We start from the raw sequence: 26504 nt of genomic DNA, 5'->3' as shown, positions 1-26504 counted from the left end.
AATGCGCTTTAAACGACGCACTTAACCCCCTTTTCTTGCGCACTATGCTATGCTGTCGGTGAAAATCAACGCTAAGATCAATGTATATACGAAAGGTGATTACTTATGCCTAAAACATTTGCCGACAAAATCAAACTATCCACGTACAAATATGTTTCGATCCGTCATCAACCAGATACAATTGAGTCACTGCCGTTTAACCAAGCCAGTGACTCAACAAAAACAAACGACCTCATTCTAAGTTTTTGTTTATCAACAGACATGATGGCCACGGAAATTAAAACGATTGCGGACGAAAAATTGCTTTCATCCAGAGGCTATCTTTACCTAGTTTATCCAAAATTGAAAAACAAACTTGGCCTACCAGGGATTCATCGCGACGTCCTTTTTCCCGCTCTCCACGTTGATGCGGACAGTGGTGCAGTAGCCGATACTGGCCTTAAATTTTCTCGGATGGTGAGTTTTGATGACAACTATACAGCCGTGGGTTTGACCTGGCTGGCAAGCAATCCTCGTCGTGCTGACAATCCGTCTGGTCGCGTGGCAACTTATGAAGATCGGTTGAGCGAACTCAAACAACTAATCGATGCAGATACTGATGCCCATCAAGCCTTCGATACGTTGACACCTGGCTATCAGCGTTCTTGGGCACGTTATGTATTCAGTCCTAAAACGTCTGTAACTCAGCAAGCACACTTTCAACAAATGCTTACCTTGTTGAAGGAAGATTACGCATCAGTTGAATTGTGGCACCAGGGGAAGAAGCGTCACTAAAAATTTTTCCAAAAAATATGCGCCACGTTTCAAACTCGTAAACGTTGTCACATCAATCGTTTACAAACGTTAACACCGAAATTTCCACGTTTCGCAACTATTTCATTAAGTCTTTTTAAGCTTACTTTTAGGTAACGTCGGTATATTATAAACATCGAAGGAGTTCATACCCCTCACTCCTCCGACGTAATGTATCTCCCCCCAGATATGTTAAGACTCTCTCTAGAATGATGGCTGACCTAGGATTCCCCGATCCTAGGTCAGTTTCTTTTTGTCTATTTTTATTGGTTAGCCTTAAATTGGAAAGACTGGCAGAGACCCCAGAACAGTAATATCATCCCTCGTTGCTGCTGTTCCCTCGGCCAAAATCGCACATTTATAAACAACATTGGCATCAACTTTAGCCATTAAATTTTCTGCTGCAGTCAATGAACCTCCAGTCGAAATCACATCGTCCACTAAGAGTATTCGTTTGTCAGTAAGTCGAAGAACATCATTACCATCTAACACTAACGTTTGTGATTCATTTGTCGTAATTGATTTTACAGGAACACTTATTGGATGAGCCATGTACCCCTTTACACTTTTTCGAAGAACAACATAGTTTTTACGATGCGTTATTTTACTTATTTCTTCTGCTAACGGAATACCTTTGCTTTCAATTGTGACGATTTCATCAAACGGTTCAGTTATTCGTTTGACAAGTTCAGCGGCCGCATAACTAGCCATTTCTGTATCCCCGAGCAGAACAAATGACGCAATTGCAACAGTTGAACTAATCGGAATAATCGGCAACTTTCTTTTCAGAACTCCTATCGTGACTTCATAACTTTTTTCCATCCTCATAACCCCAATCCGATTATTGGCAAAATAAATTTGAAAATAGCCCCTGTCAATAAGCCTGACATTGGATCAACTAATGCTGTGACAATCAATGTCAACGCAGAAACCGATGCACCAGATCCTTTCAACGCTAATGCAGCGTTCTCTGGAAAAATAATCACGGCTCCCAAAATTAGCAAAAATCCTGCAATTGAAGCAGCTGGTACATATTTACCCAATCGTGGTAACCAACCGGAAAATAGTAAAAGTGCCATTAGTAACATCATCAATATTCCAGAAACAACTGGTTCCGGTGCACTTGCAGTCGCCGAAATAATACTTTCTACTGGCGCCCCACCAAGTAAACTCGTTCCCATATCCGCAAAGGCCTGAGTCCCCGTCAGAATATTCAGGTTCACCGGATTTGGCTTAATGTTCGTTAACTGACCTGTTACCAGCCCGTATGAAATGTTCGCGCCAATATTCAAACAGGCCAAGCTTAGTGCTCCCCGAATCACCCGCAGATTAACCATTGGTTTCAAGAAGTGAAATCGCCGCTCTATAACGTATTGTGGCAGTTCCACCCGATAGTGAGTGCCATAAACGGCCACTAAGCTTGATGCAATGACGGATAAGACAATTGTCCAAACCAAGTCCTTGGTTAATAAATATGTCAGCACAGCAACGCCAATCGACGTCCCACCTGCGATGCGTTCTTCTTTAACCATCGTTAAGCTAATCTTGCTTAGCATTAGCCCGACGCCAGCCATCATCCCCGCAATGATGCCATTGCCCAAAAGGTGCACAATACTAGTCAACGTGCCCGTCAAACCAATAATTAACATAATGAGTGAGCCACCCAAAATGATTGAAGAACGTTCACGGTGCGTTTGCCCTAAATGACTCAGCAGCCCAAGTGATTCAGCTTGAAATGAAATCGGCGCAACTGACCCAACTGCGCCATTCACTAATGCACCAAAAACAAAGGAAAAGGACGTTGGAAAAATGGCGAATCCCAGAGTCATGGCCATAATACCTTGAGGAATCCCGTTCAAGACAACTCCTATTGCCGCCATTAAATCAGCCAACCAATGCATGCAAATACCCCCGGATTTCATTCTGTATGTTTGGCGTAATAATTATCAGATCATAAACTAGTGTCGAAAATGTCGAACACCTGTCGTCACCATTGCAATGCCAAGTTCGTTGGCCTTATCAATAGAATCTTGATCACGGATGCTACCACCCGGTTGAATGATTGCATGAATACCATGCTTAGCCGCATATTCAACACAGTCGTCCATCGGGAAAAAGGCATCACTAGCTAACACGGCCTCGTTAAATCGAGGCTGTTTTTTTGCGGCGCTAATAGCTAGTTCCACTGAACCAATACGATTCATTTGGCCGCAACCAATGCCCAATGTCTGATCAGTAGTAGCTACAACAATGGCATTACTCTTAACATGTTTCACAACAGTTTGTGCAAACTGAAGAGCTTTTAGTTCTGCCTCAGTTGGCTGAATTTCTGTTACAACGGTCATATCAGTAATTGCTTCAGTCTGAAGATCTTTATTTTGTAAAAGCAACCCACCTGTTACAGAAATCGCCTCAAGTTCACCTGGTTGTGCTTTTCCTAATCCGATAGTTAGCAATCTGACGTTCTTTTTCTTAGCCAAAATTGCATAAGCATCATCATCAAACGCAGGCGCCATGATAATTTCTAGAAACAAGGCGTGCATCTTTGTCGCTGTGGCAAGGTCGACCGATCTATTCAGCGCAACAATGCCACCAAAAATCGACATTTTATCTGCACTGTATGCTTTGTCCCATGCCTGCTCAATATCATCTCCAAGACCAATGCCACACGGATTCATATGTTTGACTGCCACCACTGCTGGTTGATCAAATTCACTAAGTGCAGATAACGCTGCATCAGCGTCCTTGATATTGTTGTAGGACAGTTCTTTACCATGAAGCTGTTTAGCAGATGCAAGACTTATTTTCGAAGGATATTCCTTTGCATAAAAAGCGGCTTGTTGATGTGCATTTTCACCATAACGAAGAGCTTGGCGCTTCTGATAAGTCATCGTTAATTTTTCTGGGAAAGGTTCAGGATTTAGATAATGTGCAATAGTTGTGTCGTAGGCGGCAGTAATGGAAAAAACTTTTGCCGCCAGCTGACTACGTAATGTCGCATCTTCAGACTTAATGCCGCTCAGTACAGCTGAATAATCACTCGGATCTGCAACAGCCCAAACATCTTTAGCGTTCTTCGCAGCCGCCCTCAGTGCCGTCGGACCACCGATATCAATTTGCTCAATTGCTTCAGTACGTGATACGTCCGGTCGATTTATCGTTTCAGAAAATGGATATAGATTGACGCACACAACGTCAATCGGTTCAATATCGTTTTCAGACAACGTTTGCATGTGTTCAGTTTTATCGCGCTGCGCAAGAATTCCTGCATGAATGCGGGGATGGAGCGTTTTAACCCTTCCATCGAGCATTTCAGGAAACTGTGTCACTGACTCTACGCTAATAACTGGCACCCCAGCGGAGCTTAAATGGCGTGCAGTACCGCCTGTTGAAACAATTTCAAAACCCAAGTCAACCAAACCACGGGCAAAATCCACAACTCCTGTTTTATTGAATACGCTAATCAATGCACGTTTCACCTTAATATCTCCTTACCATCAAATGAGTGACTGACTTTTCTAATTAATTTCGAGCATTTAAATAAAGTTCGTGTTTATAAAAGCATCCACCAACTCGTTTCAAAGTTAATAAAGGAATTCTATCATTGCACATTTCTTAAATCAACGATAAACATTAACTATTCCGCTATGTATTAATTATATAGTTCGTATTTTACAAATATATTAATTGTTATGATTCTATTTTTATTGGTTACCAAAAAGTGCCTACTTGTTCTTTAACTGAGAACCAACTAACCTGATGATTGAAAAAAGACAGGAGATTATGACATATGGATTTACAATTAACGCACAAAATCGCTCTCGTAACAGGTTCAACCAAGGGAATTGGTAAGGCCATTGCTACTGAATTAGCTCGGGAGGGGGCCACGGTTATTATCAATGGCCGCAGTCAGAAGAGTGTTTCAATGGCAATCAGCGACATTACCGAAGCTGTCCCAGATGCATCTTTGCAACCTGCCCCGTTTGATCTAACAACGCCTGACGGTCGCACAGCACTGGAAGAAAAGTTTCCAACACTAGACATTCTTATCAACAACCTAGGTATTTTTGGCGCTATGGATTATTTCGACATCGACGACGAAACCTGGAATAACTACTTTAATACCAACGTTTTAAGTGCTAATGACCTCGTCAAATTTTATTTACCAGGGCTGATGAAAGCTGATTTTGGTCGGGTTATCTTTATCGCTAGTGAAGCCGCTATCATGCCATCCCCAGAAATGCCGCAATATAGTATGACTAAGGCCATGCAACTGAATCTATCCAAGAGCTTAGCCAACGTCACTCGTGGTACTAACGTTACGGTAAACACCGTTATGCCAGGGTCCACACTGACTGAGGGCGTAGTCGATTTCATTAACGATTTGTATCCTGACCCGAAGCAAACGTTTGAAGAAAAAGAACGTGAATACATGGCCAAGAATCGACCAACGTCAACGCTTGGCCGACTCATTCGCCCAGAAGAAATTGGCAAACTTGTCACCCTTGTCGCTAGTCCTGCCGTTGGTGGTTTTAGTGGTAACGCTATTCGTATGGACGGCGGGATTGTACCAACGATGTTCTAATCACAGTGGGCGAGGTGCACGTTTTGCGGTACAATTAACCGAACGTTTTAATGAAACCGTGAAGAAAGTGAGTGCTGCTCGTGTATTATTTTCTTGCTCAGTTACTGGCCGTTGGCTATGTCGCTGCTTGTCTGGTAACCACTGTCAAAGCATATTCTGACCCCAAGGTGTCTACTCACATTGCGATGTGGTGGTCCGCCGTAACTATCGTAATGGCACTCACACTTGCCAGTTGGGTCTTTCTTGTCGTCGGCAGTCTCGCCTCACTTGAATTGGCTTATCAAACGGACCGGTCCAAGGGTCTCATTCGTTGGTGGCCATTGATTGGGCGGACAGCCTACGTTGTGGTAACCATCGCGCTTTACCTTCGTTTTGGTGTACCAAACTTTAAATAGTCTAAAAAGCCTGATTTCTCACAGTGTTGGTTGAGAAATCAGGCTTTTGAATTTAACTCATATTGAACACTATTTAACACACACATTTTTAACAATGTTGACAGACCAACTTTATCAACACTTTTCCTGCCCATTTTTATGAAAAGGATGTTAAACTGCACACATTAATTAATTGGATTGCTTAGACAGAGACGTTTTAAGAGGAAATTATCATGTCTGAATATGAAACATCGTTTGCTACCATGGCACAAACATTGGGCAAGAATTTAGCCATGCAACGCCGTCGTTTAGGCCTAACGCAAAAACAATTAGCGCGTGATATTTGTTCGCAGGGACTCATCAGCAACATTGAACGTGGTAATTATGTACCCAATGCGATTCTACTTGGTCAAATCTGCAACCGATTGAAAATGTCCATCGATCACGCTTTATTGAACCATTACTACAAAATTAGTCACCACGAGGACTTTAACGAAACTGTTGAACAACTATGTAATCAGCATTTATATCAACAAATGCGGGACTATTTAGAAAAATCCGAACTTGCGGATCACTTGCAACGAGATGACGACTTGCAGATTTATTATTACTACCATGCCTGCAGCGTTTACCAATTAACAAAAGATGCGCCAGTATCACTGAGAGAATTAAACCTAGCCTTATCCTTCACCTACTCTCCACATCAGGCACACCTCACCAGCTTAGAAATGGTCATTATGTCCTGCATTGATTTTGTCGAAAGTGAATCCAATATCAATCATGAATTTAAGCGATTCAAACGGCTCGAAAGCATTATCTTAAACGATGATAATCTAACTCTTGATCCAAACTATAGTTTAATATTCTATCAGTACGCGCTAACTCTGTTTCACCATGGCGAAAAAATAGAATCCATCGCTATTCTACAGACAGGAATCAAATGGGCTACCGACCATAACGTCACGTTTATGTTAGCTGACTTCTTCTTTCTGTTATCAAAAGAATATATCACGATCAAAGACGATGACAACGCACGAACAGCAACGCAAAAGTATCAAGTTCTTGAGTCATTATTTCATCAGCCCGTCAATCAAACAATCGACTAAAGCAGCTAAGCGTTTGGTAACGAATCTTTTTTACCAAAAATAATGCAGAATGTCCCCGTTCCTATCATTTGGAGCGGGGATATTCTGCGTTCAAGCGCACATTGCTGCTTTTTTAAAACTGATCCTGCTTTACTCAATCTCAGTGTGATTATGCCTGTTTCTAATACAACCTTCGCTTAAAGAATAAAACCGCACAAATTTTCACCGCCAAGAAAATTGCCAAGGCGACGCTTGCCCAGCCTAAAACAACCACAAAACTCACCGAGAAGATTTTCGCCAAACCTAGCAAAACTAATAACCATAAAACGACTGGCATATAACCACCTCCATGAGAAAAGTATGCTCGCAAGTGAGAAATCAACAAAATCAGAATACTGATTTTTATCAAAACGAAATGCATTTTATACTGCGTGCATCAAAACAAATGGAGGTCCATATCATGAAGGCAATTATGCAAACGAGTTACGACGGCATTGATGCATTACAGATTATTGAGACACCATCCCCGCGTGGTCAACTAAAACTAATGGGAACACTGGTAAATGTCCATTTTGTTCCAGTATTACCCTGGGAGGTAAAAAGTGAAATGGGATTACTACCTGATGTCCACGCCGACCATTTGCCCAAAATACCGGGTTATGGCTTTTCAGGAATTGTTAACACGAGTCATCTCCTTGGACCAGCTGTCGGAACACGTGTCGTTGGGGCAACACCAACGGGTAGTTACGCAGAAATCGTCAATGCACCAATTCCACTTTATTTATTCACTTTGCCAGACGAGGTCTCCCTGGCGGAAGCCGCAACCATTTTTGGCGGCGCTGATACCGCAATGATGATTTTAAACAATGTCCGTTTGAAAGCAACAGACCACGTTTTACTCATTGGTGCCTCTGGTGGCGTTGGCGATTATCTCGCCCAGCTTTTAACTTCACGTGGAATAACCTTCACAATTCTTTCTTCTCAAAGAAGCTTAGAGTACACACGGCAAACTTTTGTGGGTGCCGACATCCATGCAACGGTTGAAGAACTCGCTAATGAAACATTCGATTATGTCCTCGACACATCCAGCGATGTCACAACACTAGGCAAGATTGAGCGCACGTTAAAAACGAATGGTATTTTATTTACGTCAGCGTTGCCGAATTATCAGCCGCATAGACAAGATATCCGTAGTCAGTTCAACAACAATCCGATTCCTCCAAAACAATATCAAACAATCATTCATATGCTCGCTACTGGTCAGCTTGTCGCACACATCGACCGCATTTTTCCAATGCAAGATGTTAAAACCGCGCAACAACGACTATTACAGTCGCCATCGCGCGGTCGCGTACTATTAAGTGTTCATGAATCCACCTCTTGATTAGAAGAAACGGAAAACCATATTGTTACACGTGAAACTAAAATTGTGTCTGCCTAGTCATTGTCTGGAATTTCCTTCGCATTTTGTAAACGAAAGGCCTGCGTCACTGCAACCAGTAATAAACACAGGCAAATGCCGAAACCAACTTGGATTCCAATTCGCGAGTTTGGTACATGTAAACGGGCATCAGTAATCGTAATGGCCGCCACAATTAATGCCGTTCCCATTGTTGCGGCTACCTGACGCAACGTATTAAAAATTGCGACGCCATCGGGAAGTTGCGCCCGTTTCAGATAAACTAACGAATGCGTTTGTAGCGGAATCAACATCAACACTAAGCCTGACTGACGAACTGCTTGTCCTAACGTCACCATCCAAATCGATGACTGCGCACCAATCAACATTTGTAACAGCGTTCCACAAAGATCAATTGTGAGCCCAATGAGCACTAAATGTTTGATTTTGAAACGATCATAAAACTTGCCACTGGTAGACGACATAAGGCCGGTAATTAGTGCCCCAGGTAAAATAACCAGTCCGGACACGAGCGGGCTCTTATGCATGCTATTTTGGACAAGCAGCGGTAATAAGATCGTATTGTCATACATTGTCGCGATTATCAGTGAATTAATCACCAGTGCAAACGTAAATTGACGTGTTTTAAAAACGTTAAGGTTTACCAGCGGTTGTTTCGTTCGCAATTGTAGCCAAACAAATAATAGCCAGAAAACTACCGCCGCTGCTAAGGATAAGCTAATCAGTAACCCTTCTCCCGACAGCAACTGGCTGACGTTTGATAATGCCCACAATAAGAACCATAGGCCTAAACTGATCAGCATTAACCCTCGGTAATCAAAGGACAACGCCAAGCTATGCGACTCTGCTGGTAACGCCTTAAAAGCCACAACCAGCACGCCTGCCAAAAATGGAATTAGTAAGATAAATAAATACCGCCAGGAGAAGTAAGTCAGAATGACACCTGACAGCGTCGGACCAATAATGGGCGAAAAATTGAATGCCAATCCGATAAAGCCCATCACTGAACCCTGCTTACCTTTGGGCGCATAACGAATCGCCATGACATTTACTAGCGGCACCATAACACCTGCTCCAACGGCCTGAATCATGCGTGCAAACACGACTAGCCAAAAAGCTGGTGCCATTGAACCAAGGATTGTCCCAAATAAAAAGACACTGGTAAAACCAAGAAATAGCCGTCTGAATGAAAAACGTTTAATTAAATAAGCGCTCACCGGTATCATCAGTGCATTAATTAGCATGTAACCATTGCTAACCCATTGGACTTGTTCGGCTGTAACGTGAAACGTCCGCATTAAAATTGGCAATGCAATGTTCATCAGTGTGGAGCACAGTAAGCTCCAAAACGCGCCAAAGGTTAAAATCGTCAGTGAAATTTTTTCTTGTCGTCGCAACTACACAATCTCCTCGAATATAAGCATAATTATATTCATTGTACGTGGTTCTGACCTCAAATTCACTGACAATTCTGGAAATAACGCTATAAACAAAATCGGCAGCGACCCTAATCAGAGTTGCTGCCGATCTTATTAGTATTTATTTTTTATGCAAACACATTAATACTGTGTCGTTTTATGATACATCAATCGGCGAATGACAATCACCATGAACCATGTTAACGCAATGGCAACCGCCGCAAAACCAAACAAAAATTTGTATGAGGTTGCATCAATCAGGACACCACCTAGAAGTGGACCAATCGCCCGTCCCGCAGCGGCGGACGCATTAACAGCACCTTGATACTTTCCCTTCACATCTAATGGCGTCAACTGATTGACAATCGCCGGGATTGCTGGAAAGGCCGTCGCTTCGCCCAGCGTCAATACAGCAATGGCAAGGACAAACCCAATGTACTGTTTAACAAAGAGCAAAATAACAAACGATATTGCTACTGCAGCAATTCCTGGGATGATTTGATAATATGGATTGCGAATCCGGTCGCCAAGAAAATTGACGCCTATTTGAAAAACAAGAATAAGCCCGGCATTGATCGTCCATAACAAACTATATTTTGTCAATGGAATCCCTTGATCAGTCATGTACACTGCCATGTTTGATGTCCATTGTTCATACATGATCCAAATGACAATCAATGTAGCGAAGAACGTCCAGATGATAACCAAATTCGGCTTAGGCAATTTGACTTTTCTCTTAGTCTGTTTGGCATGGGTTGCATGAGAACGTACACTATCCACATTAAACTGCGTCATTGCGATAAAGAAGTAGGCTACATACATTACCGCAGTGATAATGAATAGATATTGAACACCGTGTTCATAAACAAAGCCAACCATCATGGTCCCAAAGACAACCCCAAGGTTCTGCATAAAGTAAATCATGTTGAACACATATCGACCGTCACGACTTTTAATGGTTGTTCCCAAAGAATTAATCAGCGTGATCAAAAGTCCACTACCAAAGCCCATAAATACAAGACCTATTGGAAATGCCGGCCACCCATGCCAGAAAATCAAGAAGGCCGTAGCAATAAACTCATAAACTGTCGCAATTAACGTCAGCTTATAAGCATCAACACGATCAAACAGCCAGCCACCTAAATAAGCACCAATGATATTTGCAGTTGAGTTAAACAACAATACAAGTCCAACGACCGTTAATGATTCATGAAGTGCATCATGAATATAGATGGTTGTTAATGGCCAAATAAAACTTTGTCCCATATTGTTGAGCAGCCCGGCAACTAATAACCATGGCAGCTTAATTTCTTTCCCAGTAACTTGTTGTTGCATCGGTCTTCCCTCCAAATTTATTTCCCCGGAAATAATGATTGATTAGTACTGATAAACGGGTGCACATCATATCGATGCACGCCCGTTTTATTGGTTGTCACTTTAGTTTTGCGCGTTATACGCAATGTTTGAGAACTTGTTATACGACTTAACAAATAGTAATTTGACAGTTCCCCGGGCACCAGAACGGTTCTTTTCAATAATGACTTCAACTTCCCCAACGTTTTGATCCTCATCATCACGCGGATCGTTGTCATTATCTTCATCATCGTTGTCACGTTCATAGTAGTCATCACGGTACAGGAAGGCAACAATATCGGCATCCTGTTCGATTGAACCAGATTCACGAATATCAGATAACACTGGTCGTTTATCCTGACGTTGTTCCAAACCACGAGATAGCTGTGACAAAGCAATAACTGGCACACGTAATTCCTTAGCCAATTTTTTTAACTGACGGGAAATATCAGAAACTTCTTGCTGCCTGTTTTCTTTATTCCCACCTTCAATCAACTGAAGGTAATCGACAATAACAATCCCTAGGTCATGTTCTTTGGCCAAACGACGACACTTTGCACTGATTTCAGCCATTCGGTTACCTGGCGTGTCATCAATGTAAACACTAGTCTTAGATAGTGCGCCCATGGCCACAACGAGGTTCTGCCATTCTTCATCAGTCAACTGGCCTGTTCTCAAATGGTTTGCGTCGATACTACCCTCAGCACAAAGCATCCGGTTGACTAACGATTCAGCTCCCATTTCAAGACTAAACAAAGCTACCGTTTTATTCGTCTTGGTTGCCACATTTTCGGCGATATTCAGAACAAACGCTGTTTTACCAACACCGGGACGAGCAGCAAGAATAATCAATTCATCGTCATGGAATCCAGTCGTCATCTTGTCCAATTCATGAAAGCCGGTAGCTAAACCGGTAATTTCATCGCCATTCTTCGACAACTCGTTAACAGTATTCATGGCCTGATTTAACACGTCCGCAATCGGTTTGAAACCACCACTATTGCGATCGTCGGCCACCTTCATGATTTCTGTCTCGGCATTTTCAAGCAGTGTCGAAACATCATCCTCTTCATTATACGAACGGGTGACAATGTCTGTCGCTGTCTTTATCAAACGACGTAGCAAAGCCTTCTCTTGAACAATCTTGGCATAATAAACGACGTTCGCCGCAGTTGGTACTGCCTGCGCCAACTCAGCAATATAAGTCACACCACCAACGTCATCAATTTGTGCGTTAGCAGTAAGGGCATCGTTAACTGTCACAGCATCAACAACACTGCCGTTATTGTTCAAATCAATCATCGTTTGAAAAATAATCTGATGTGCTCGACGGTAAAAGTCCTCAGCTTGGAGATATTCCATCGCTTCAGGCATGGCGTCATTACTTAAGAAAATGGCCCCCAAAACGGCCTGCTCTGCTTCAATGTTTTGTGGCGGGGTTTGTTCCCGCAAATCTACATTATCCATGCTATCTCCACTTGATTCTGAACCAAAATAACAAAACGCACCATTTCCCGGGAAATAGTGCGGTCAAAATGCCTTAATAACTATTGTTCAACCACGTGTACACGAATCTTCGCAGTCACTTGGCTGTGTAGTTTAACTGGTACATTCGTATAACCGAGCACCCGAATTGGATCCGGCAATTCGATCTTGTGCTTATCTAACTTAATATTGAATTGTTGATTTAATGCCTGAGCAATCTGCTTTGAAGGAATTGAACCAAATAGACGACTGTCTGAACCAGCTTTGGCCTTAATTTCAACAACTGTTTCATCAGCCTCTAATTTCTGTTTCAATTCCTGAGCCGTTGCTAATTCGGCTGCTTCCTCGCGAGCTTCCGCACGTTGTTGGCCTTTTAGTTGGCTCATGGCAGTTGCGGTTGCCGCTTTGGCCTTGCCTGTCTTAATTAAGAAATTTTGAGCAAACCCATCTGGTACTTCTTTGACTTCACCGCGCTTGCCACGGCCACGAACGTCCTGCGTAAAAATAACTTTCATCGTTGTTACTCCTTTGCATCCTGTGTTGCTTCTGCCGCCTGATTATTGAGAATGTTCAATAATTCTTGACGAACTTCGGTAACACTTTGATTTTCAATCTGTGTGGCTGCGTTTTGTAAATGACCGCCACCGCCCATTTGTTCCATAATGACCTGCACGTTAACTTCACCAGTAGAACGAGCAGAAATCCCAACTCGGTTGTCAGCACGTTGGGTGATAACAAACGAGGCTTCGACGCCTGCCATATTTAGCAACGAATCAGCAGCTTGGGCCGCCGTTACCGAATCATATGTGGTACCGTCCTCTCCAGCAATCAATGCCACGCTCTCATTAATCAGTTCAACTCGGCTAATGAGGTGATTACGTTGCATGTAACTGTCCGGATTTTCCTTATTAAATTGAACAATCAGTTCTGCATCGGCACCAGCTGATCGCAAATAGCTGGCTGCATCAAACGTTCGCGTACCGGTATGGTTCGTGAAGTTTTTAGTATCAATTTCAATCCCGGATAGCATTGCTGTCGCTTCAATTTTGTTCATTGCATTTGCTTCCTGTGGTTGATACTCTAACATCTCTGTAATCAACTCACAAGTTGAACTTGCATAAGGCTCAATGTAAACCAAAATTGGGTTTTCGGGGAATTCTTCACCCCGACGATGATGATCAATAATCACAGTTCGATTCTGAAGCTTGTCATACACGCTCTCAGCCATCGACATGGATGGTTTGGAATGATCCACCATAATCAATAAACTTTGATCAGTGGCCCGATTAGCAGCATCTGCCGGCGTGATGATCGCATCTTTTACTTCCGAATAATTATCAATGGACTGTAGCAAACGTTGAATATCAGAATGGGACTGTTGTGCCTCATCCAAAATGATCCAACATTTCTTACCATTCATCTGTGCAATCCGTCTAATCCCCAAGCTTGCCCCTAATGAGTCCATATCAGGCGTTTGGTGACCGGCAACAAATATCTGGTCTGATTGACTGAATAATTCTTGTAACGCCTGAGAAATCATTCTGGCACGCACACGCGTCCGTTTTTCCATTGGGTTCGTCTTACCGCCGTAAAAACGAGCTTCCTCATTTTCAGCTTTAACGACAACCTGATCACCACCACGGCCGAGAGCTAAGTCCAAATTGCTCTGAGCTAAGCTAGCTAGACGATTGATATCTTTCTGTCCATAAGCTAATCCCATGGACAATGTGAGCGGATAGTTCTGTTTAGAAGTGGTTTCACGAATCGTGTCGAGAATCTTAAATTTATCAGCTTCCAAATTTTCCAAGTCGCTCAAATGGCCAACTAATAAATAATGGTCTGAATTCAAACGGCGCAAGTACGTATTAAAATCTTTAGTCCAGTCTGTCAGTGTGCTCGTCACATAATTACGAAGTGTTGAAATATCTGAATCACTCATGCTTTGAGTCACTTCATCGTAGTTATCCAATGAAATAATTCCAAGGACAAGTTGTTCATTATGGTAGTCCCGTTCAATCTGCGCGTAATGACTGACATCCATCAGGTACACAACGTTTAACTCTGGTTGAACCAGCAAGTAAAATTGCTTATCAGCCCATGTAATCGTACTGTACGTTTCATCTTTTGCGTGTGCTTCAATCGCATCAGCCAACGTTTGATCCACGCTAGCAATGCTCTTCCCTAACACTTCTGTATCACCAAAATAGGCCTGTAAATATGGATTAATCCAAGCGACGCGTTGATGATCATTGAAAATCAGCACGCCCATTGGCATTTCAATCAGTGCTTCCTGTTCACCGCGTTTAATGCGATAGGATAAATCGGCAATGAACTCTTGCGTATCGATGCTGATCTCCTGCAGAGTATTGAAAATCACGACCAACACGACAACGGCCGCAATCAGCACAATGAGCCCAAATATCCAATTCAACATAAACGCTGTAATAACGCCCAACAGGCCTAATGCCAACCCATAAAATGCAATCCACCGCAAACGCGTGTTTTGCATGAAAACGGGCAAACGAAATCTTGCGAGTAATTGTCTCATGTTGTTCGTTCCTTTCTATAAAGTATTGTTACCAGTAAAGTACTTCGGTACCGTTACACTGTTACCAGTTTATCACATCTAATGTGACCAATACACAGCACACGACAGTCTGTGGATAATGAAATTGGCAAACCTAAAGACTAAAAAAAACAGCCCCCCTAAAAGGGCTGTTTGATAAAACATTGATTAGTCTTCGGCTACGAATGGAAGCAAGCCCATGATCCGTGAACGCTTGATTGCCACCGTCAAACGACGTTGGTTCTTAGCGGACGTACCAGTCACCCGACGAGGTAAAATCTTGCCTCGTTCTGAGATGAACCGTTGCAACAATTCAGTGTCTTTGTAATCGATGTATTCGATGTGGTTTGCGGCGATGAAGTCTACCTTACGGCGACGACGGTTACCACCACGACGACGTTGATCTGCCATGATATGATCCTCCTATCTTCTGAGACTAGAATGGAAGGTCGTCATCCGAGATGTCAATGCTTTCACCGTTACCAGCGAAAGGATCGGCAGGGGCCTGGCTTGATTGACTGGAAGGTGCAGTATTACCTGCATTGTTCCCGCCATTGTTGCCAGTGCCGCCAAACGGATTGGCGCTTCCTGATTGAGGAGCATTATTGTTGTAGCCGCCGTTGTCATTTGTGTTACCAGAAGTCCGTTGATCAGATTGAGAACGGGATTCTAGTAAGGCAAAGTTTTCGACGACCACTTCAGTGACGTAAACGCGCTGGCCCTGTTGGTTCTCGTAGTTCCGGGTTTGAATCCGGCCCTCGATGCCAACTAGTGAACCCTTATGCGTGAAGTTAGCGAAGTTTTCCGCTGACTTACGCCAGATTACACAGTTAATGAAATCAGCCTCTCGTTGGCCCTGTTGGTTAGTGAACTGACGGTCCACCGCCAACGTAAATGAACCAACAGCTGCTCCTGATTGTGTGTAACGAACTTCAGGGTCACGGGTTAAGCGTCCGGTAAGAACTGCGCGATTAATCATAGTTGTAGTGCTCCTCTCTTAAAATTTTTGTTTTGTTTACTTGTCGTCACGTTTAACGATCATGTGACGCAAGATGCCATCGCTGATTTTAGCCAAACGATCAAATTCGTTTAAAGCTTCAGCCTGGTCAGTGGTTAGGTTTACAACGTGGTAAGTACCCTCGTTGAAGCCTCCAATTTCGTACGCAAAGCGACGAGTTGACCAGTCTTTTGAATCAGCAATTTGTGCACCATTGTCTGTCAAAATCTTGTCGAAACGTTCAACTAAGGCTTGCTTAGCTTCACTATCAAGATCTGGGCGAACAATATAAGTAATTTCATACTTAGTTGCTAACATTGACTGTCTACCTCCTTATGGACTTTTGACCCGCTGTTTTTCAAACGGGTAAGGAGTCATTCGCCAGGATGGCGAACGCTCACGAACTAAAAGTATAGCATGGCAAAGCTTAAATAACAAGGTGTAGCTTATTGCGTTTGACGTAGCTGATCGACATATATGCAACCACATTACAAACACTAAACGGTTATTTGTCTTACCACAGAACTCCTAATCCGCAACGCCTGTTGTTCGTTCACACACCTATAACATACGCAAAACGACAACAAATGTTTGTTGTCGTCGAATTTTTTTAAAATTGTGTCTCACTATTTAAATTTAACTGCAGTTCCGTACGCAGCAACGGTCTCCATGTCTTGACTAATTGAATCCGAGTCGTAACGCATCATGACCACAGCATCAGCACCCATCGCAGTAGCATTCTCTCTCAATCGATCCACTGCGATATCGCGTGCCTCACTGAGCAATTCAGTATAAGCTTTAATTTCGCCGCCGACGATGTTTTTCAAACCAGCACCAATATTACGCACAACATTTTTGGATTGCGTTGTTAACCCAAAGACTTCACCAATAACTTCGTACTCTTGACCGGGGATTCGTTCGGTCGTCACAACGAGAATCTTTTTTGAATCACTCATGCAGTATCACGTCCTTAGCTAGAATTTATAACTCAAGTTTATTGTCCAGGATTAGCATCGCAAAAGCAATCGACAGGCCCTGAGTCATAAAAAAAGCACCGCGTCGATTTTGCTCGTCGCGATGCTCTTTTTAAATCTAATTATATTTTTTAGTCATTGTCGTCATCAGAATCATCAGATGTATCATCCTGATCAGCTTCAGCACGTTTCAACAATTCGTTGACCTGTGCATCAGCGTCACCAGCTGGTTCATCGCCTGCTACTGGTGTCGTCGAATCAACATCCTCGCTTGAAGATGATACCACTGTGTTATCACCATCAGTTGGGGTCGCACTAGCTGAATCATCTTCGTCGTCGATTTCAGGTTCTACTTTGGCCATCGTTGCGACTGAGGCATCTTCATCGATCCGAATCAAATGAACCCCAAGCGCTGCACGACCTGTTTCAGAAACAGAATCGATGCTAAAACGAATCATGACACCCTTATTGGTTACTAGCATGATGTCTTCCGTGCCGCTAACCGTTGTTAATCCAGTCAGTGGCCCGTTCTTAGCTGTCACGTTAACGGTCTTAATCCCTTTACCACCGCGACCCTTAATTGGGTACTCACTGGCTTTGGTTTGCTTACCGTAACCCTTCTCGCTAATAACAAGAACATGACTGTCCGGTTTCAACACGTCAGCACCAACGACAAAGTCATCGTCACGCAAACGAATTCCGCGAACCCCGGCCGCAGAACGACCCATGTCACGAACAGCATCTTCAGCAAATGATACCGCATAACCAAGGTGAGTCCCGATAATCATGTTTTGATGACCATCCGTGATGGAAACATTCATCAACTCATCACCATCGTGCAAGTTGATGGCCTTCAGTCCATTGCTCCGAATATTACTGAATTCACTAACAGCCGTGCGTTTAACCACACCATGAACCGTTGTGAAGAACAAGTAATTATTGCTCTCATCCGGACCACCCTTGACGTTGATCACCGCTTGAATACGTTCACCGGCATCCACACCAAGTAAGTTAATCACTGGAATTCCCTTAGCTGTTCGGCCATATTCAGGAATTTCGTAGCCCTTCATGGCATAAACTTTCCCAGTGTTGGTAAACATCATCAACCGGTCATGGGTCGACGTAGAAATTAAGTGTTCGATGAAATCGTCATCATGAACGTTCATCCCTTGAACCCCACGACCACCACGATGTTGAGCTTTGAACTCAGTTGTTGGTAGACGTTTGATATAACCATTGTGGGTCAACGTCACAATGACGTCTTCTTCTTCGATTAAATCTTCGTCTTCAATATTCGAAATGTCACCGACCTGTAACTCAGTCCGTCGTTTGTCACCAAACTTAGTCTGAATTTCAAGTAGTTCTTGGTAGATGATTTCGTTGATCCGTGAATCATGGGCCAAGATATCCTTGTAATCAGCGATATCTTTCATCAACCCAGTGTATTCATCTTCAATTTTGCCACGTTCCAAACCAGTTAACCGAACCAGCCGCATGTCCAAAATGGCTTGCGCCTGTTTATCAGACAACGAATAGTTATTCATTAACTGGGCCTTGGCAACATCAGCCGTTTGTGAATTACGAATAATCGAAATAATGGCGTCAATGTGATCCAAGGCAATCCGCAAACCTTCAAGAATGTGAGCCCGTGCCTGAGCACGTTTTAAATCAAATTCGGTCCGGCGACGGATAACACTTTCTTGATGGCGCAAGTAGTCAATCAAAATTTGCTTAAGACTAAGGACTTTTGGCGTGCCATCTTCGATAGCCAACATGTTGAAACTGAATGAGGTTTGCAACATCGTCATCTTGTACAAGTTGTTCAAAATAACGGATGCAGAAAAGTCCCGACGCGCGTCAATCACAATCCGCATACCTTCACGATCAGATTCATCGTTGATATCCGTGATACCTTCGATACGTTTGTCACGTGCTAATTCAGCGATATGCTCAATCAAGCGGGCCTTGTTAACCATGTATGGTAATTCGGTCACGATGATGCGTTCCTTGCCGTTCTTTTGCGTTTCGATGTCAACTTTCGAACGGACGGTAATGGATCCCTTACCCGTTTCGTAAGCCTTCCGAATACCGGCCTTACCCATGACGATCGCACCAGTTGGGAAGTCTGGTCCCGGAATAGCTTCCATTAGATCAGCCGTTGTAGCATCTGGGTTGTCCATTAAAATGTGGATACCCTTGATAACTTCAGCCAAGTTATGCGGTGGAATACTCGTAGCCATCCCCACGGCAATCCCTGAAGCACCATTAACTAACAGGTTAGGGAATCGCGCTGGCAATACCGTTGGTTCACGTTCTGTACCGTCATAGTTGTCTTGGAAATCAATCGTGTTTTTATTGATATCGCGTAACATTTCCAGTGCAATCTTGCTCATCCGCACTTCCGTGTAACGCATAGCAGCCGCACCGTCACCATCGACAGAACCGAAGTTCCCGTGACCGTCAACTAACATATACCGGTAACTAAAGTCTTGTGCCATCCGCACCATGGATTCGTAAACGGCACTGTCACCATGTGGGTGATACTTACCCAAAACGTCCCCAACGATTCTGGCGGACTTTTTGTAGGGTTTGTCCGGTGTATTGCCAAGTTCATGCATATCGTACAAAATCCGGCGGTGAACCGGCTTCATTCCGTCACGAACATCTGGCAGCGCCCGGGCGACAATAACGGACATCGCATAATCCAAAAATGATGTCCGCATCGTTTGCGACAAATTGACGTCGGTGATGCGACTCGGTAAATCTTCGCTCATTTCGCTACTCCTTTGTCTTCGTTCTTACGTCGGTGCTCTAGTGCCCTAATTTATGCAAACAAATTAAGCATCAAGGTTTTCAACGAACTTAGCGTTATCCTCGATAAACTTCCGACGTGGCTCAACTTTATCACCCATCAACATGGTGAAAATCTGATCTGCTTCAATGGCATCTTGTGGATCAACTCGTAACAAACGGCGCTTTTCAGGATCCATTGTTGTTTCCCAAAGTTGTTCGGCATCCATTTCACCAAGCCCTTTATACCGTTGGATCATTGGCTTAGGAGACGGTGGCAACTGACCTAAAATCGTGTTTAGTTCATCATCTGAGTCGATATAGCGCATCATCTTACCTTGAGCAACTCGGTACAACGGTGGCTGCGCAATATACACGTAACCAGCATCGATCATTGGCCGCATAAACCGGTAGAACAATGTCAACAACAGTGTCCGAATATGGGCACCATCGACATCGGCATCGGTCATGATAATTAGCTTATGGTAATTAGCCTTTGAAATATCAAAATCTTCACCAAAACCAGTTCCTAATGCGGTAAATAATGACCGAATTTCTTCATTGGCTAAGACACGATCCAAGCTAGCCTTTTCAACGTTCAGAATCTTCCCACGGATTGGCAAGATTGCCTGTGTTAACCGTGATCGACCTTGTTTAGCTGAACCACCGGCCGAATCACCTTCGACGATGAATAATTCTGAAATTGCTGGATCCTTAGAGGTGTTATCCGCTAACTTACCAGGCAAATTAGAAATTTCTAGACCTGACTTTTTCCGTGTAACTTCACGTGCCCGTTTAGCAGCGACCCGTGCCTTCGAGGCCAAAATGCCTTTGTCCACGATTTTACGAGCCGTGTCCGGATTTTCCATCATGAACCGACTGAAGGTGTCACTGAACAAGTGATCCGTGGCGGTCCGGGCATCCGAGTTACCCAATTTAGTCTTCGTTTGACCCTCAAACTGTGGATCTGGGTGTTTGATTGAAACAACGGCCGTCAAACCTTCACGAACATCATCCCCAGACAATGGATCATCATTATCCTTCAATTGACCACTCTTGCGCGCATAGTCATTGATGACTCGTGTCAGCGCTGACTTAAACCCAGTTTCATGAGTCCCACCTTCATAGGTGTGAATATTATTTGTAAACGTTAGTAAATTGCTGTGGAAATCATCAGTGTATTGCAGACTGACTTCAACCACGATGTTGTTTTGAGTTCCTTCAACGTAAACAGGATCCTCAAACAAGACATCTTTACCATCATCCAAGAACTTGACGTATTCCTTAATCCCACCTTCATAGTGGAAATCTTGTTTGGTCGGTGTTTCTGGGCGATTATCGGCAATCGTAATCCGTAAGCCTTTGTTCAAAAAGGCCAGTTCACGAATTCGAGTCGTCAAGACCTTAATGTCATAAACCGTTGTTTCACGGAAAATATCCGGATCCGGCTTAAAGTGAACAATGGTTCCATGAGCATGCGGTTCTGAATCGCCGATGATCTTCATTGGCGTCTTAACGTGGCCGGTATCAAAATCCATGTAATAGATTTTGCCGTTTCGCATAACCTTAACGTCTAATTCAGTGGACAAGGCGTTAACAACGGACGCACCAACCCCGTGCAGACCACCAGAAACCTTATAACCGCCACCGCCAAACTTACCGCCGGCATGCAAAATTGTATAAACAGTTTCTAGCGCTGGTTTACCCGTTTTCTTTTGAATGTCGACCGGAATCCCACGACCGTTATCCGTAACGGTAATGGAATTGTCCTTTTCAACAACCACATTAATTTCATTAGCAAAACCGGCTAATGCTTCATCAATCCCGTTATCGACAATTTCCCACACAAGGTGGTGCAGTCCTTGAGAACTGGTCGTCCCAATGTACATTCCGGGACGTTTACGGACGGCTTCGAGGCCTTCCAAAACCTGAATTTGATCAGCATTATACTGACCAGCTTCAGCTTCACGTTGGTTGGCATCGCCGGAAGCAACCTTAGATGCTTGGTCAGCTTCTGCCTGTTCCACACGTTCGCGTTCCGCCTGCGTTAACTTTTGCTCGTCGTCTTGTTCAGCCAAAGTAATTCCTCCTCAAACGTGGTCCAGCATCTAAAAACGGACCGTTAACCACGTTGCTCAAAAACTGCTGCTTACTAACTTGTTACTTACTCCTGTTGTGTTTCCCGTCCATCGTCACCGTTTTGGCTATCACTACCATCGCTTGATGATACTGATTCATCCTGACTTAAATGACCGCTGGCAATATTGAATATCGTCGGGTCATTGATCAGTTTGCGGGCAATACCGCTTAACGATGTAGTGGTTAGAAAGGTCTGAACCTTATCTTGAATAGACCGCAACAGGTGTGTCTGCCTTGCATCATCCAGTTCACTCAGCACATCATCTAGTAACAACACTGGGTATTCACCTGTGATTGCCTTCATCAAATCAATTTCAGCTAGTTTCACAGATAATGCCGTCGTCCGTTGCTGACCTTGTGAGCCAAACGTCTGGACATTTTTGCCGTTAACCATGAAGTGAAGGTCGTCGCGGTGAGGGCCAATTAATGTCGTCCCTTGCTCGATTTCCTTCGCTTGTTGTCGCTCAAACTGTTCCTGATACGCTTTGTATAAGGCATCAACACTTTTTTCGCGCATTGCTTTAATCTGGTTAACGTATTCAAACGCGAGTTCTTCGCGTTCTTGCGAAATCACTTTATGCACTTGTTGCGCCCAAACGGCCAATTGATCAAGAAAATTCAACCGTGCTGCAACAATTTCAGCGCCAAACGCAGCTAATTGATCACTCAACACCCCGAGATAAACCAAATCCTTAGCCTGTTTACGTTGTAATTGTCGCAAGTAATTATTTCGCTGCCGCAAAATTGACCGATACTGGCCAGCGTTATACAGATACTTAGGACTCATTTGCCCAAATTCTTGGTCAATGAAATGCCTTCGCACTGATGGCGACCCTTTAACCAGCTCCAAATCCTCTGGGGCAAACAAAATCACGTTAAGATTGCCCACATAAGCCGATAAACGAGCCTGCTCAAGGTGGTTCACCTTGGCTTTTTTGCCTTTCTTGCTAAACGTCAGCTCTAATGGCGTAACCGTATTCGTTTTATGAACACGACCAGCAACTAGGGCCTCATTAGCCTGCCAGCCAATTAAGTCACGATCGTTTGCCGTTCTGTGTGAACGCGTCAAGGCTAAAACGTAAATTGCTTCCAGCAGGTTTGTCTTCCCCTGTGCATTTTCGCCCAGTAACACATTCACACCTTGATTAAACTTGACGTCAAGGTCAGCGTAATTACGAAAATTCTTGAGGTGTAAACCTTCCAGGTACATTTACGCATCCTTTTCCGTCGTGTCTGCTGACTGATTTTGCCGTATAAAAAATAGCCCTACATCTGGGACATCTACTGAATCACCAGGATAAAGTTTACGACCACGACGATCATCCGGTTCGTTATTAACGGATACTGAATGCTCGCGTAAGTACCACTTAGCCTGGCCGCCTGAATCAACAACTGATTCTTCTTTCAATAGTTGGCCCAAAGTAATGAAGGCTGTCTTGATTAAAACTTCTTTTTTCACAATCAACACCATCCCTTACTTACAGTAACTATTATACCGTTTTCAGAACCGAAAAACAATTAATTAACCGGTTTTTACGCCCTATAATCGATTTTATATCTTTTTAAATACCCGATACTAACGAACCCTCAAAATGGCTAAGAGACGCTTTAAACGCAAAATACGACAAAATCGCCTTAAAAAACGACTTTTATCCCGAATCTTGGCGTTGTGTTTCTAATTCCCACGTTCTGTCGTTTGAAATTATCGCAAACATCCCAACCACAGAATGTGACTTTCACAAGATTGACACAAAAAAGAGCACCCCCGCGACCAAAATACTACTGGTCTTGGAGTGCTCCTTTTGGGTTACTTATGCAATCAACTAAAACGTCCGCACAGGTGTAATTAGCTGAATAAAGTTTTGTTCATCCTCACTTGGGACCAAGGTGAATGGTCGTAAAGCTGAAGTGAAGCTTAATTTAATCTGTGATTGACCAAAGGAACGCAATGCATCCTTCAGGTAGTCTGGGTTAAATGAAATCTCTAAGTCTGAACCTTCTAGGCTGATGGCTGATAGATTTTCTTCAACAGCACCAACATCTGGTGAGTTGCCGAAAATTGTGGCCGATTTTTCTTCACCCTTCAGCGTAATTTTAACCACGTTGTTCCGACTTTCATGTGATAACAATGATGCACGTTCAATAGCAGATAGTAACGTTGGTGCAGAGATTTCCATAGTCGTGTCAGATTCACTAGGAATCAAACGTGACGTATCTGGATAATTACCTTCTAGCAAACGTGAATAGAACGATGTGTCACCAAGTAAGAAGAGCACTTGGTTTTCAGCTAGGCGCATCTTAACGTCAGTGCTGTCTTCGCCAATCATCCGTGATAGTTCAACTAAGGATTTTCCGGGGATGATTACGTCGTGAGTTTCGGTCGCCGGCGTCGGTAGAGTAATTTTGCGCTGACTTAAACGATGTGAATCAGTCGCAACAGCCGTAAATTGATCACCGGCCAAAGTAAAGTGCACTCCAGTTAAAATTGGACGACTTTCTTGGTTCGAAACGGCAATAACCGTAGTGTTGATAATGTCACGAAAAACATCACCAGCCAACGTTACTTCATCATCACTTTCAATTTCAGGTAAGTGTGGGTAACTATTGGCATCCAAACCATTGATCGTAAAGGCAGCTGCTCCAGAGGTAATGTTTGCCTGAAAACCCTCTTTAACCGCAACAGTCATTGTAGCTTCTGGTAAACGTTTGACAATTTCACCAAAGAAACGTGCTGGTAAAACAATGTTACCGGCTTCTTCAACATTTAGTTCTGCGTTTTCATCATCTGCACGGAGCGTGGTTTCAATTGAAATATCAGTATCAGATCCGGTAAAGGTGATTTCGTTGCTGGTAACTTCTAGTTTTAAACCGGTTAATATCGGAATTGTCGTTTTTGTAGAAATAGCACGTGAAACATCATTGAGCTTTTTAATAAAACTTTGTCGATTGACCGTAAATTTCATTCTTAGTCCCCCAAAGTGGTTTATGTAATTTGGGGCAAAGCCCCATTACTTATTTAAGATATAAAGATAGTCGTAGTAGTAGGCAGTGTGGATACTGTGGAAAACCAAGAATTCCAAGAGCTGGTAAAGTTTTCCACCTGTGGATAACTTAAGTAAAACTCAGATGGTTTCGATTCACTTATCCACAGGTCCTAACGACGTCCTGCCCCCATGATACGCCAGTTTTTACTAGCGTTGTATCTCAATTTTAAGCTGCTGAATGTTTTCAGCAAGTTTTGCGTCGTTTGAAATGCTCTCGGCAATTTTATCGCAAGAATGCAAAACAGTTGTATGATCTTTGCCACCAAAGGCTTTACCGATTTTTGGCAAGGATGAATTCGTTAATTCACGGGCTAGATACATAGCGATTTGTCGTGGAACAACGATCTCCTTCATCCGCTTTTTACCCTTAAGATCGACGAGATTAACGTCAAAGTAGCTTGCAACCTTCTGTTGAATGAGTTCGATTGTAAGTGTTGGTTTGCTTTCAAGATTAAGACTCTTCAATGCGTTGTGAACTAAGTCTTCATCAATCGGCTTCTTTTGAAGGCGCGAATAGGCCTGTACACGTGCGAGCGCGCCCTCTAATTCACGGACGTTACTATTGACCTGGCTGGCAATAATTTCGAGTGCATCGTCAGGGATTTCAATTTGTTCCCGTTCAGCTTTATTACGTAAAATGGCAATCCGTGTTTCTAAGTCAGGAGCCGTAATGTCAACGGATAGGCCCCATTTGAAGCGACTTACTAAGCGGTCTTGTAACTTAGGAATCTCGTTGGGCAAGCGGTCAGACGTCAACACGATTTGTTTACTATTATTGTAAAGTTGCTCAAACGTATGGAAGAACTCTTCCTGAGTCCCTTCCTTGTCTGCAAAGAATTGGATATCGTCCACAAGGAGTAGATCAACGTACCGATACTTCAACCTAAATTGTTCCTGAGTCTTGTCACGGATTGACATAACCATATCATTGGTGAACTCTTCACTGGTGACGTACATAACGTTGGTATTAGGGTTACGGGCAATCATGGCATGACCGATGGCGTGCATTAAATGTGTTTTACCTAAGCCAACACCACCATAGAGAAACAAGGGATTATACAAGGTACCGGGTTCCTCAGAAACCGCCATGGCAGCCGCATTCGCCATCTGGTTCCCCTTACCAATAACGAATGTATCAAACGTGTATTTGTCATTCAACGAGTTTGCATGATTGGTAACTTCAGGTGTGGCAGTGTCAGTAACAGGTTCTTTTACTGTTGGCTGAGCAGGTTGCTCACCTTCAATGACGTATTCTGGTTCCAATTCAGCTTGAAAATCAGAGAAAGCAAATTCGACCAGTTTGGGGGTTAGCGTTCGCTCCCAGTAGTCTTTATGAAGCTGGGAAGGAACTTGTAAAACGAAGCGTGGCGGCTGGTAAGAAAGTGGCAGTGCTGATTCGACCCACGTATTAAAGGTAACGGGTGACAAATTAGCGCGGAAACTTTCTTTTAAACCATCCCAGAGTGTGTTTTTATCGACCAC

Annotated in this window: 24 protein-coding genes; 5 read left to right on the top strand and 19 right to left on the bottom strand. The window is 43.4% G+C overall.

Annotation, left to right across the window (positions count from 1 at the left end; genetic code table 11):
* Positions 1–105 precede the first annotated feature (105 nt).
* Positions 106–774, top strand: coding sequence for a YdeI/OmpD-associated family protein (locus LROSL1_RS00290; protein ID WP_178913305.1), 669 nt, complete (start codon positions 106–108; stop codon positions 772–774).
* A 294-nt stretch (positions 775–1068) separates the two neighbouring features.
* Here the strand turns inward: LROSL1_RS00290 and LROSL1_RS00285 are convergent, their stop codons facing one another.
* From LROSL1_RS00285 to purH, 3 genes are read right to left on the bottom strand one after another with little or no spacing between them, the layout of a single operon-like run.
* The gene (locus LROSL1_RS00285; RefSeq protein ID WP_178913304.1) at positions 1069–1614 is read right to left on the bottom strand and encodes a phosphoribosyltransferase family protein; all 546 of its coding nucleotides are present in this window, start codon (positions 1612–1614) and stop codon (positions 1069–1071) included.
* Positions 1615–1616: 2 nt separating this feature from the next.
* Positions 1617–2693, bottom strand: a complete 1077-nt coding sequence (locus LROSL1_RS00280; protein ID WP_178913303.1) for an NCS2 family permease — start codon at positions 2691–2693, stop codon at positions 1617–1619.
* A 57-nt stretch (positions 2694–2750) separates the two neighbouring features.
* Positions 2751–4271: a bifunctional phosphoribosylaminoimidazolecarboxamide formyltransferase/IMP cyclohydrolase gene (gene purH / locus LROSL1_RS00275; protein WP_178913302.1), complete on the bottom strand. Its 1521-nt coding sequence runs from the start codon at positions 4269–4271 to the stop codon at positions 2751–2753.
* 311 nt (positions 4272–4582) lie between these two features.
* On the opposite strand from purH, the gene LROSL1_RS00270 reads away from it, so the two are divergent.
* The 3 genes from LROSL1_RS00270 (at position 4583) to LROSL1_RS00260 (ending at position 6857) form a co-directional block, all read left to right on the top strand.
* Positions 4583–5377 (top strand): SDR family NAD(P)-dependent oxidoreductase, encoded by a 795-nt coding sequence (locus LROSL1_RS00270; protein WP_178913301.1) that lies wholly within the window; start codon positions 4583–4585, stop codon positions 5375–5377.
* 80 nt (positions 5378–5457) lie between these two features.
* Positions 5458–5772 carry a hypothetical protein gene (locus LROSL1_RS00265; protein ID WP_152323480.1) on the top strand — a complete coding sequence of 105 codons (315 nt, stop codon included), beginning with the start codon at positions 5458–5460 and terminating at the stop codon, positions 5770–5772.
* Positions 5773–5984: 212 nt separating this feature from the next.
* Complete coding sequence (locus LROSL1_RS00260; protein WP_178913300.1) at positions 5985–6857, top strand: helix-turn-helix transcriptional regulator; 873 nt, start codon at positions 5985–5987, stop codon at positions 6855–6857.
* Between the two features lie 160 nt (positions 6858–7017).
* Here LROSL1_RS00260 and LROSL1_RS00255 read toward each other — a convergent pair whose 3' ends face one another.
* Positions 7018–7173, bottom strand: coding sequence for a hypothetical protein (locus tag LROSL1_RS00255; RefSeq protein ID WP_178913299.1), 156 nt, complete (start codon positions 7171–7173; stop codon positions 7018–7020).
* A 123-nt stretch (positions 7174–7296) separates the two neighbouring features.
* Between LROSL1_RS00255 and LROSL1_RS00250 the strand changes: the two genes are divergently transcribed.
* Positions 7297–8220 (top strand): quinone oxidoreductase family protein, encoded by a 924-nt coding sequence (locus tag LROSL1_RS00250; protein WP_178913298.1) that lies wholly within the window; start codon positions 7297–7299, stop codon positions 8218–8220.
* A gap of 53 nt (positions 8221–8273) precedes the next feature.
* Here LROSL1_RS00250 and LROSL1_RS00245 read toward each other — a convergent pair whose 3' ends face one another.
* The 15 genes from LROSL1_RS00245 to dnaA form a co-directional block, all read right to left on the bottom strand.
* Positions 8274–9653: a DHA2 family efflux MFS transporter permease subunit gene (locus tag LROSL1_RS00245; RefSeq protein ID WP_178913297.1), complete on the bottom strand. Its 1380-nt coding sequence runs from the start codon at positions 9651–9653 to the stop codon at positions 8274–8276.
* A gap of 162 nt (positions 9654–9815) precedes the next feature.
* Positions 9816–11009, bottom strand: a complete 1194-nt coding sequence (locus LROSL1_RS00240) for an MDR family MFS transporter (protein ID WP_178913296.1) — start codon at positions 11007–11009, stop codon at positions 9816–9818.
* 102 nt (positions 11010–11111) lie between these two features.
* A complete protein-coding gene (gene dnaB, locus LROSL1_RS00235; RefSeq protein WP_017262417.1) occupies positions 11112–12494 on the bottom strand; it encodes a replicative DNA helicase in 1383 nt (460 codons plus the stop codon).
* Between the two features lie 80 nt (positions 12495–12574).
* Positions 12575–13027, bottom strand: coding sequence for a 50S ribosomal protein L9 (gene rplI, locus LROSL1_RS00230; protein WP_017262418.1), 453 nt, complete (start codon positions 13025–13027; stop codon positions 12575–12577).
* A gap of 5 nt (positions 13028–13032) precedes the next feature.
* Positions 13033–15060 (bottom strand): DHH family phosphoesterase, encoded by a 2028-nt coding sequence (locus LROSL1_RS00225; RefSeq protein ID WP_178913295.1) that lies wholly within the window; start codon positions 15058–15060, stop codon positions 13033–13035.
* A gap of 186 nt (positions 15061–15246) precedes the next feature.
* Positions 15247–15489: a 30S ribosomal protein S18 gene (gene rpsR, locus LROSL1_RS00220; protein WP_017262420.1), complete on the bottom strand. Its 243-nt coding sequence runs from the start codon at positions 15487–15489 to the stop codon at positions 15247–15249.
* Between the two features lie 25 nt (positions 15490–15514).
* On the bottom strand, positions 15515–16057 hold the full coding sequence (gene ssb, locus LROSL1_RS00215) for a single-stranded DNA-binding protein (RefSeq protein WP_178913294.1): 543 nt from the start codon (positions 16055–16057) through the stop codon (positions 15515–15517).
* A gap of 36 nt (positions 16058–16093) precedes the next feature.
* Positions 16094–16393 carry a 30S ribosomal protein S6 gene (gene rpsF / locus LROSL1_RS00210; RefSeq protein ID WP_017262422.1) on the bottom strand — a complete coding sequence of 100 codons (300 nt, stop codon included), beginning with the start codon at positions 16391–16393 and terminating at the stop codon, positions 16094–16096.
* 308 nt (positions 16394–16701) lie between these two features.
* Complete coding sequence (locus LROSL1_RS00205) at positions 16702–17031, bottom strand: heavy metal-binding domain-containing protein (protein WP_017262423.1); 330 nt, start codon at positions 17029–17031, stop codon at positions 16702–16704.
* A gap of 149 nt (positions 17032–17180) precedes the next feature.
* Complete coding sequence (gene gyrA, locus LROSL1_RS00200) at positions 17181–19823, bottom strand: DNA gyrase subunit A (RefSeq protein WP_178913293.1); 2643 nt, start codon at positions 19821–19823, stop codon at positions 17181–17183.
* A gap of 63 nt (positions 19824–19886) precedes the next feature.
* The gene (gene gyrB / locus LROSL1_RS00195; protein ID WP_268885857.1) at positions 19887–21917 is read right to left on the bottom strand and encodes a DNA topoisomerase (ATP-hydrolyzing) subunit B; all 2031 of its coding nucleotides are present in this window, start codon (positions 21915–21917) and stop codon (positions 19887–19889) included.
* A gap of 86 nt (positions 21918–22003) precedes the next feature.
* Positions 22004–23188, bottom strand: coding sequence for a DNA replication/repair protein RecF (gene recF, locus LROSL1_RS00190; protein WP_178913292.1), 1185 nt, complete (start codon positions 23186–23188; stop codon positions 22004–22006).
* Positions 23189–23449: a S4 domain-containing protein YaaA gene (gene yaaA, locus LROSL1_RS00185; RefSeq protein WP_017262427.1), complete on the bottom strand. Its 261-nt coding sequence runs from the start codon at positions 23447–23449 to the stop codon at positions 23189–23191. It abuts the gene before it with no gap.
* A 352-nt stretch (positions 23450–23801) separates the two neighbouring features.
* Positions 23802–24941 carry a DNA polymerase III subunit beta gene (dnaN, locus tag LROSL1_RS00180; RefSeq protein WP_178913291.1) on the bottom strand — a complete coding sequence of 380 codons (1140 nt, stop codon included), beginning with the start codon at positions 24939–24941 and terminating at the stop codon, positions 23802–23804.
* A 228-nt stretch (positions 24942–25169) separates the two neighbouring features.
* Positions 25170–26504, bottom strand: coding sequence for a chromosomal replication initiator protein DnaA (gene dnaA / locus LROSL1_RS00175; protein ID WP_178913290.1), 1335 nt, complete (start codon positions 26502–26504; stop codon positions 25170–25172).

The sequence above is a fragment of the Furfurilactobacillus rossiae genome (genome assembly GCF_013394005.1).
Classification (GTDB): Bacteria; Bacillota; Bacilli; order Lactobacillales; family Lactobacillaceae; genus Furfurilactobacillus; species Furfurilactobacillus rossiae.
Note: the sequence above shows the minus strand (reverse complement) of the source record. Positions and strands in the feature narration are given on the sequence as shown.

Excerpts from the sequence above, each read along its gene's own strand:
- LROSL1_RS00290 (WP_178913305.1), top strand. The coding sequence starts at position 106 with ATGCCTAAAACATTTGCCGACAAAATCAAACTATCCACGTACAAATAT.
- LROSL1_RS00285 (WP_178913304.1), bottom strand. The coding sequence starts at position 1,614 with ATGGAAAAAAGTTATGAAGTCACGATAGGAGTTCTGAAAAGAAAGTTG.
- LROSL1_RS00280 (WP_178913303.1), bottom strand. The coding sequence starts at position 2,693 with ATGCATTGGTTGGCTGATTTAATGGCGGCAATAGGAGTTGTCTTGAAC.
- LROSL1_RS00270 (WP_178913301.1), top strand. The coding sequence starts at position 4,583 with ATGGATTTACAATTAACGCACAAAATCGCTCTCGTAACAGGTTCAACC.
- LROSL1_RS00260 (WP_178913300.1), top strand. The coding sequence starts at position 5,985 with ATGTCTGAATATGAAACATCGTTTGCTACCATGGCACAAACATTGGGC.
- LROSL1_RS00255 (WP_178913299.1), bottom strand. The coding sequence starts at position 7,173 with ATGCCAGTCGTTTTATGGTTATTAGTTTTGCTAGGTTTGGCGAAAATC.
- LROSL1_RS00250 (WP_178913298.1), top strand. The coding sequence starts at position 7,297 with ATGAAGGCAATTATGCAAACGAGTTACGACGGCATTGATGCATTACAG.
- LROSL1_RS00240 (WP_178913296.1), bottom strand. The coding sequence starts at position 11,009 with ATGCAACAACAAGTTACTGGGAAAGAAATTAAGCTGCCATGGTTATTA.
- dnaB (WP_017262417.1), bottom strand. The coding sequence starts at position 12,494 with ATGGATAATGTAGATTTGCGGGAACAAACCCCGCCACAAAACATTGAA.
- rplI (WP_017262418.1), bottom strand. The coding sequence starts at position 13,027 with ATGAAAGTTATTTTTACGCAGGACGTTCGTGGCCGTGGCAAGCGCGGT.
- LROSL1_RS00225 (WP_178913295.1), bottom strand. The coding sequence starts at position 15,060 with ATGAGACAATTACTCGCAAGATTTCGTTTGCCCGTTTTCATGCAAAAC.
- rpsR (WP_017262420.1), bottom strand. The coding sequence starts at position 15,489 with ATGGCAGATCAACGTCGTCGTGGTGGTAACCGTCGTCGCCGTAAGGTA.
- ssb (WP_178913294.1), bottom strand. The coding sequence starts at position 16,057 with ATGATTAATCGCGCAGTTCTTACCGGACGCTTAACCCGTGACCCTGAA.
- rpsF (WP_017262422.1), bottom strand. The coding sequence starts at position 16,393 with ATGTTAGCAACTAAGTATGAAATTACTTATATTGTTCGCCCAGATCTT.
- LROSL1_RS00205 (WP_017262423.1), bottom strand. The coding sequence starts at position 17,031 with ATGAGTGATTCAAAAAAGATTCTCGTTGTGACGACCGAACGAATCCCC.
- gyrA (WP_178913293.1), bottom strand. The coding sequence starts at position 19,823 with ATGAGCGAAGATTTACCGAGTCGCATCACCGACGTCAATTTGTCGCAA.
- recF (WP_178913292.1), bottom strand. The coding sequence starts at position 23,188 with ATGTACCTGGAAGGTTTACACCTCAAGAATTTTCGTAATTACGCTGAC.
- yaaA (WP_017262427.1), bottom strand. The coding sequence starts at position 23,449 with ATGGTGTTGATTGTGAAAAAAGAAGTTTTAATCAAGACAGCCTTCATT.
- dnaN (WP_178913291.1), bottom strand. The coding sequence starts at position 24,941 with ATGAAATTTACGGTCAATCGACAAAGTTTTATTAAAAAGCTCAATGAT.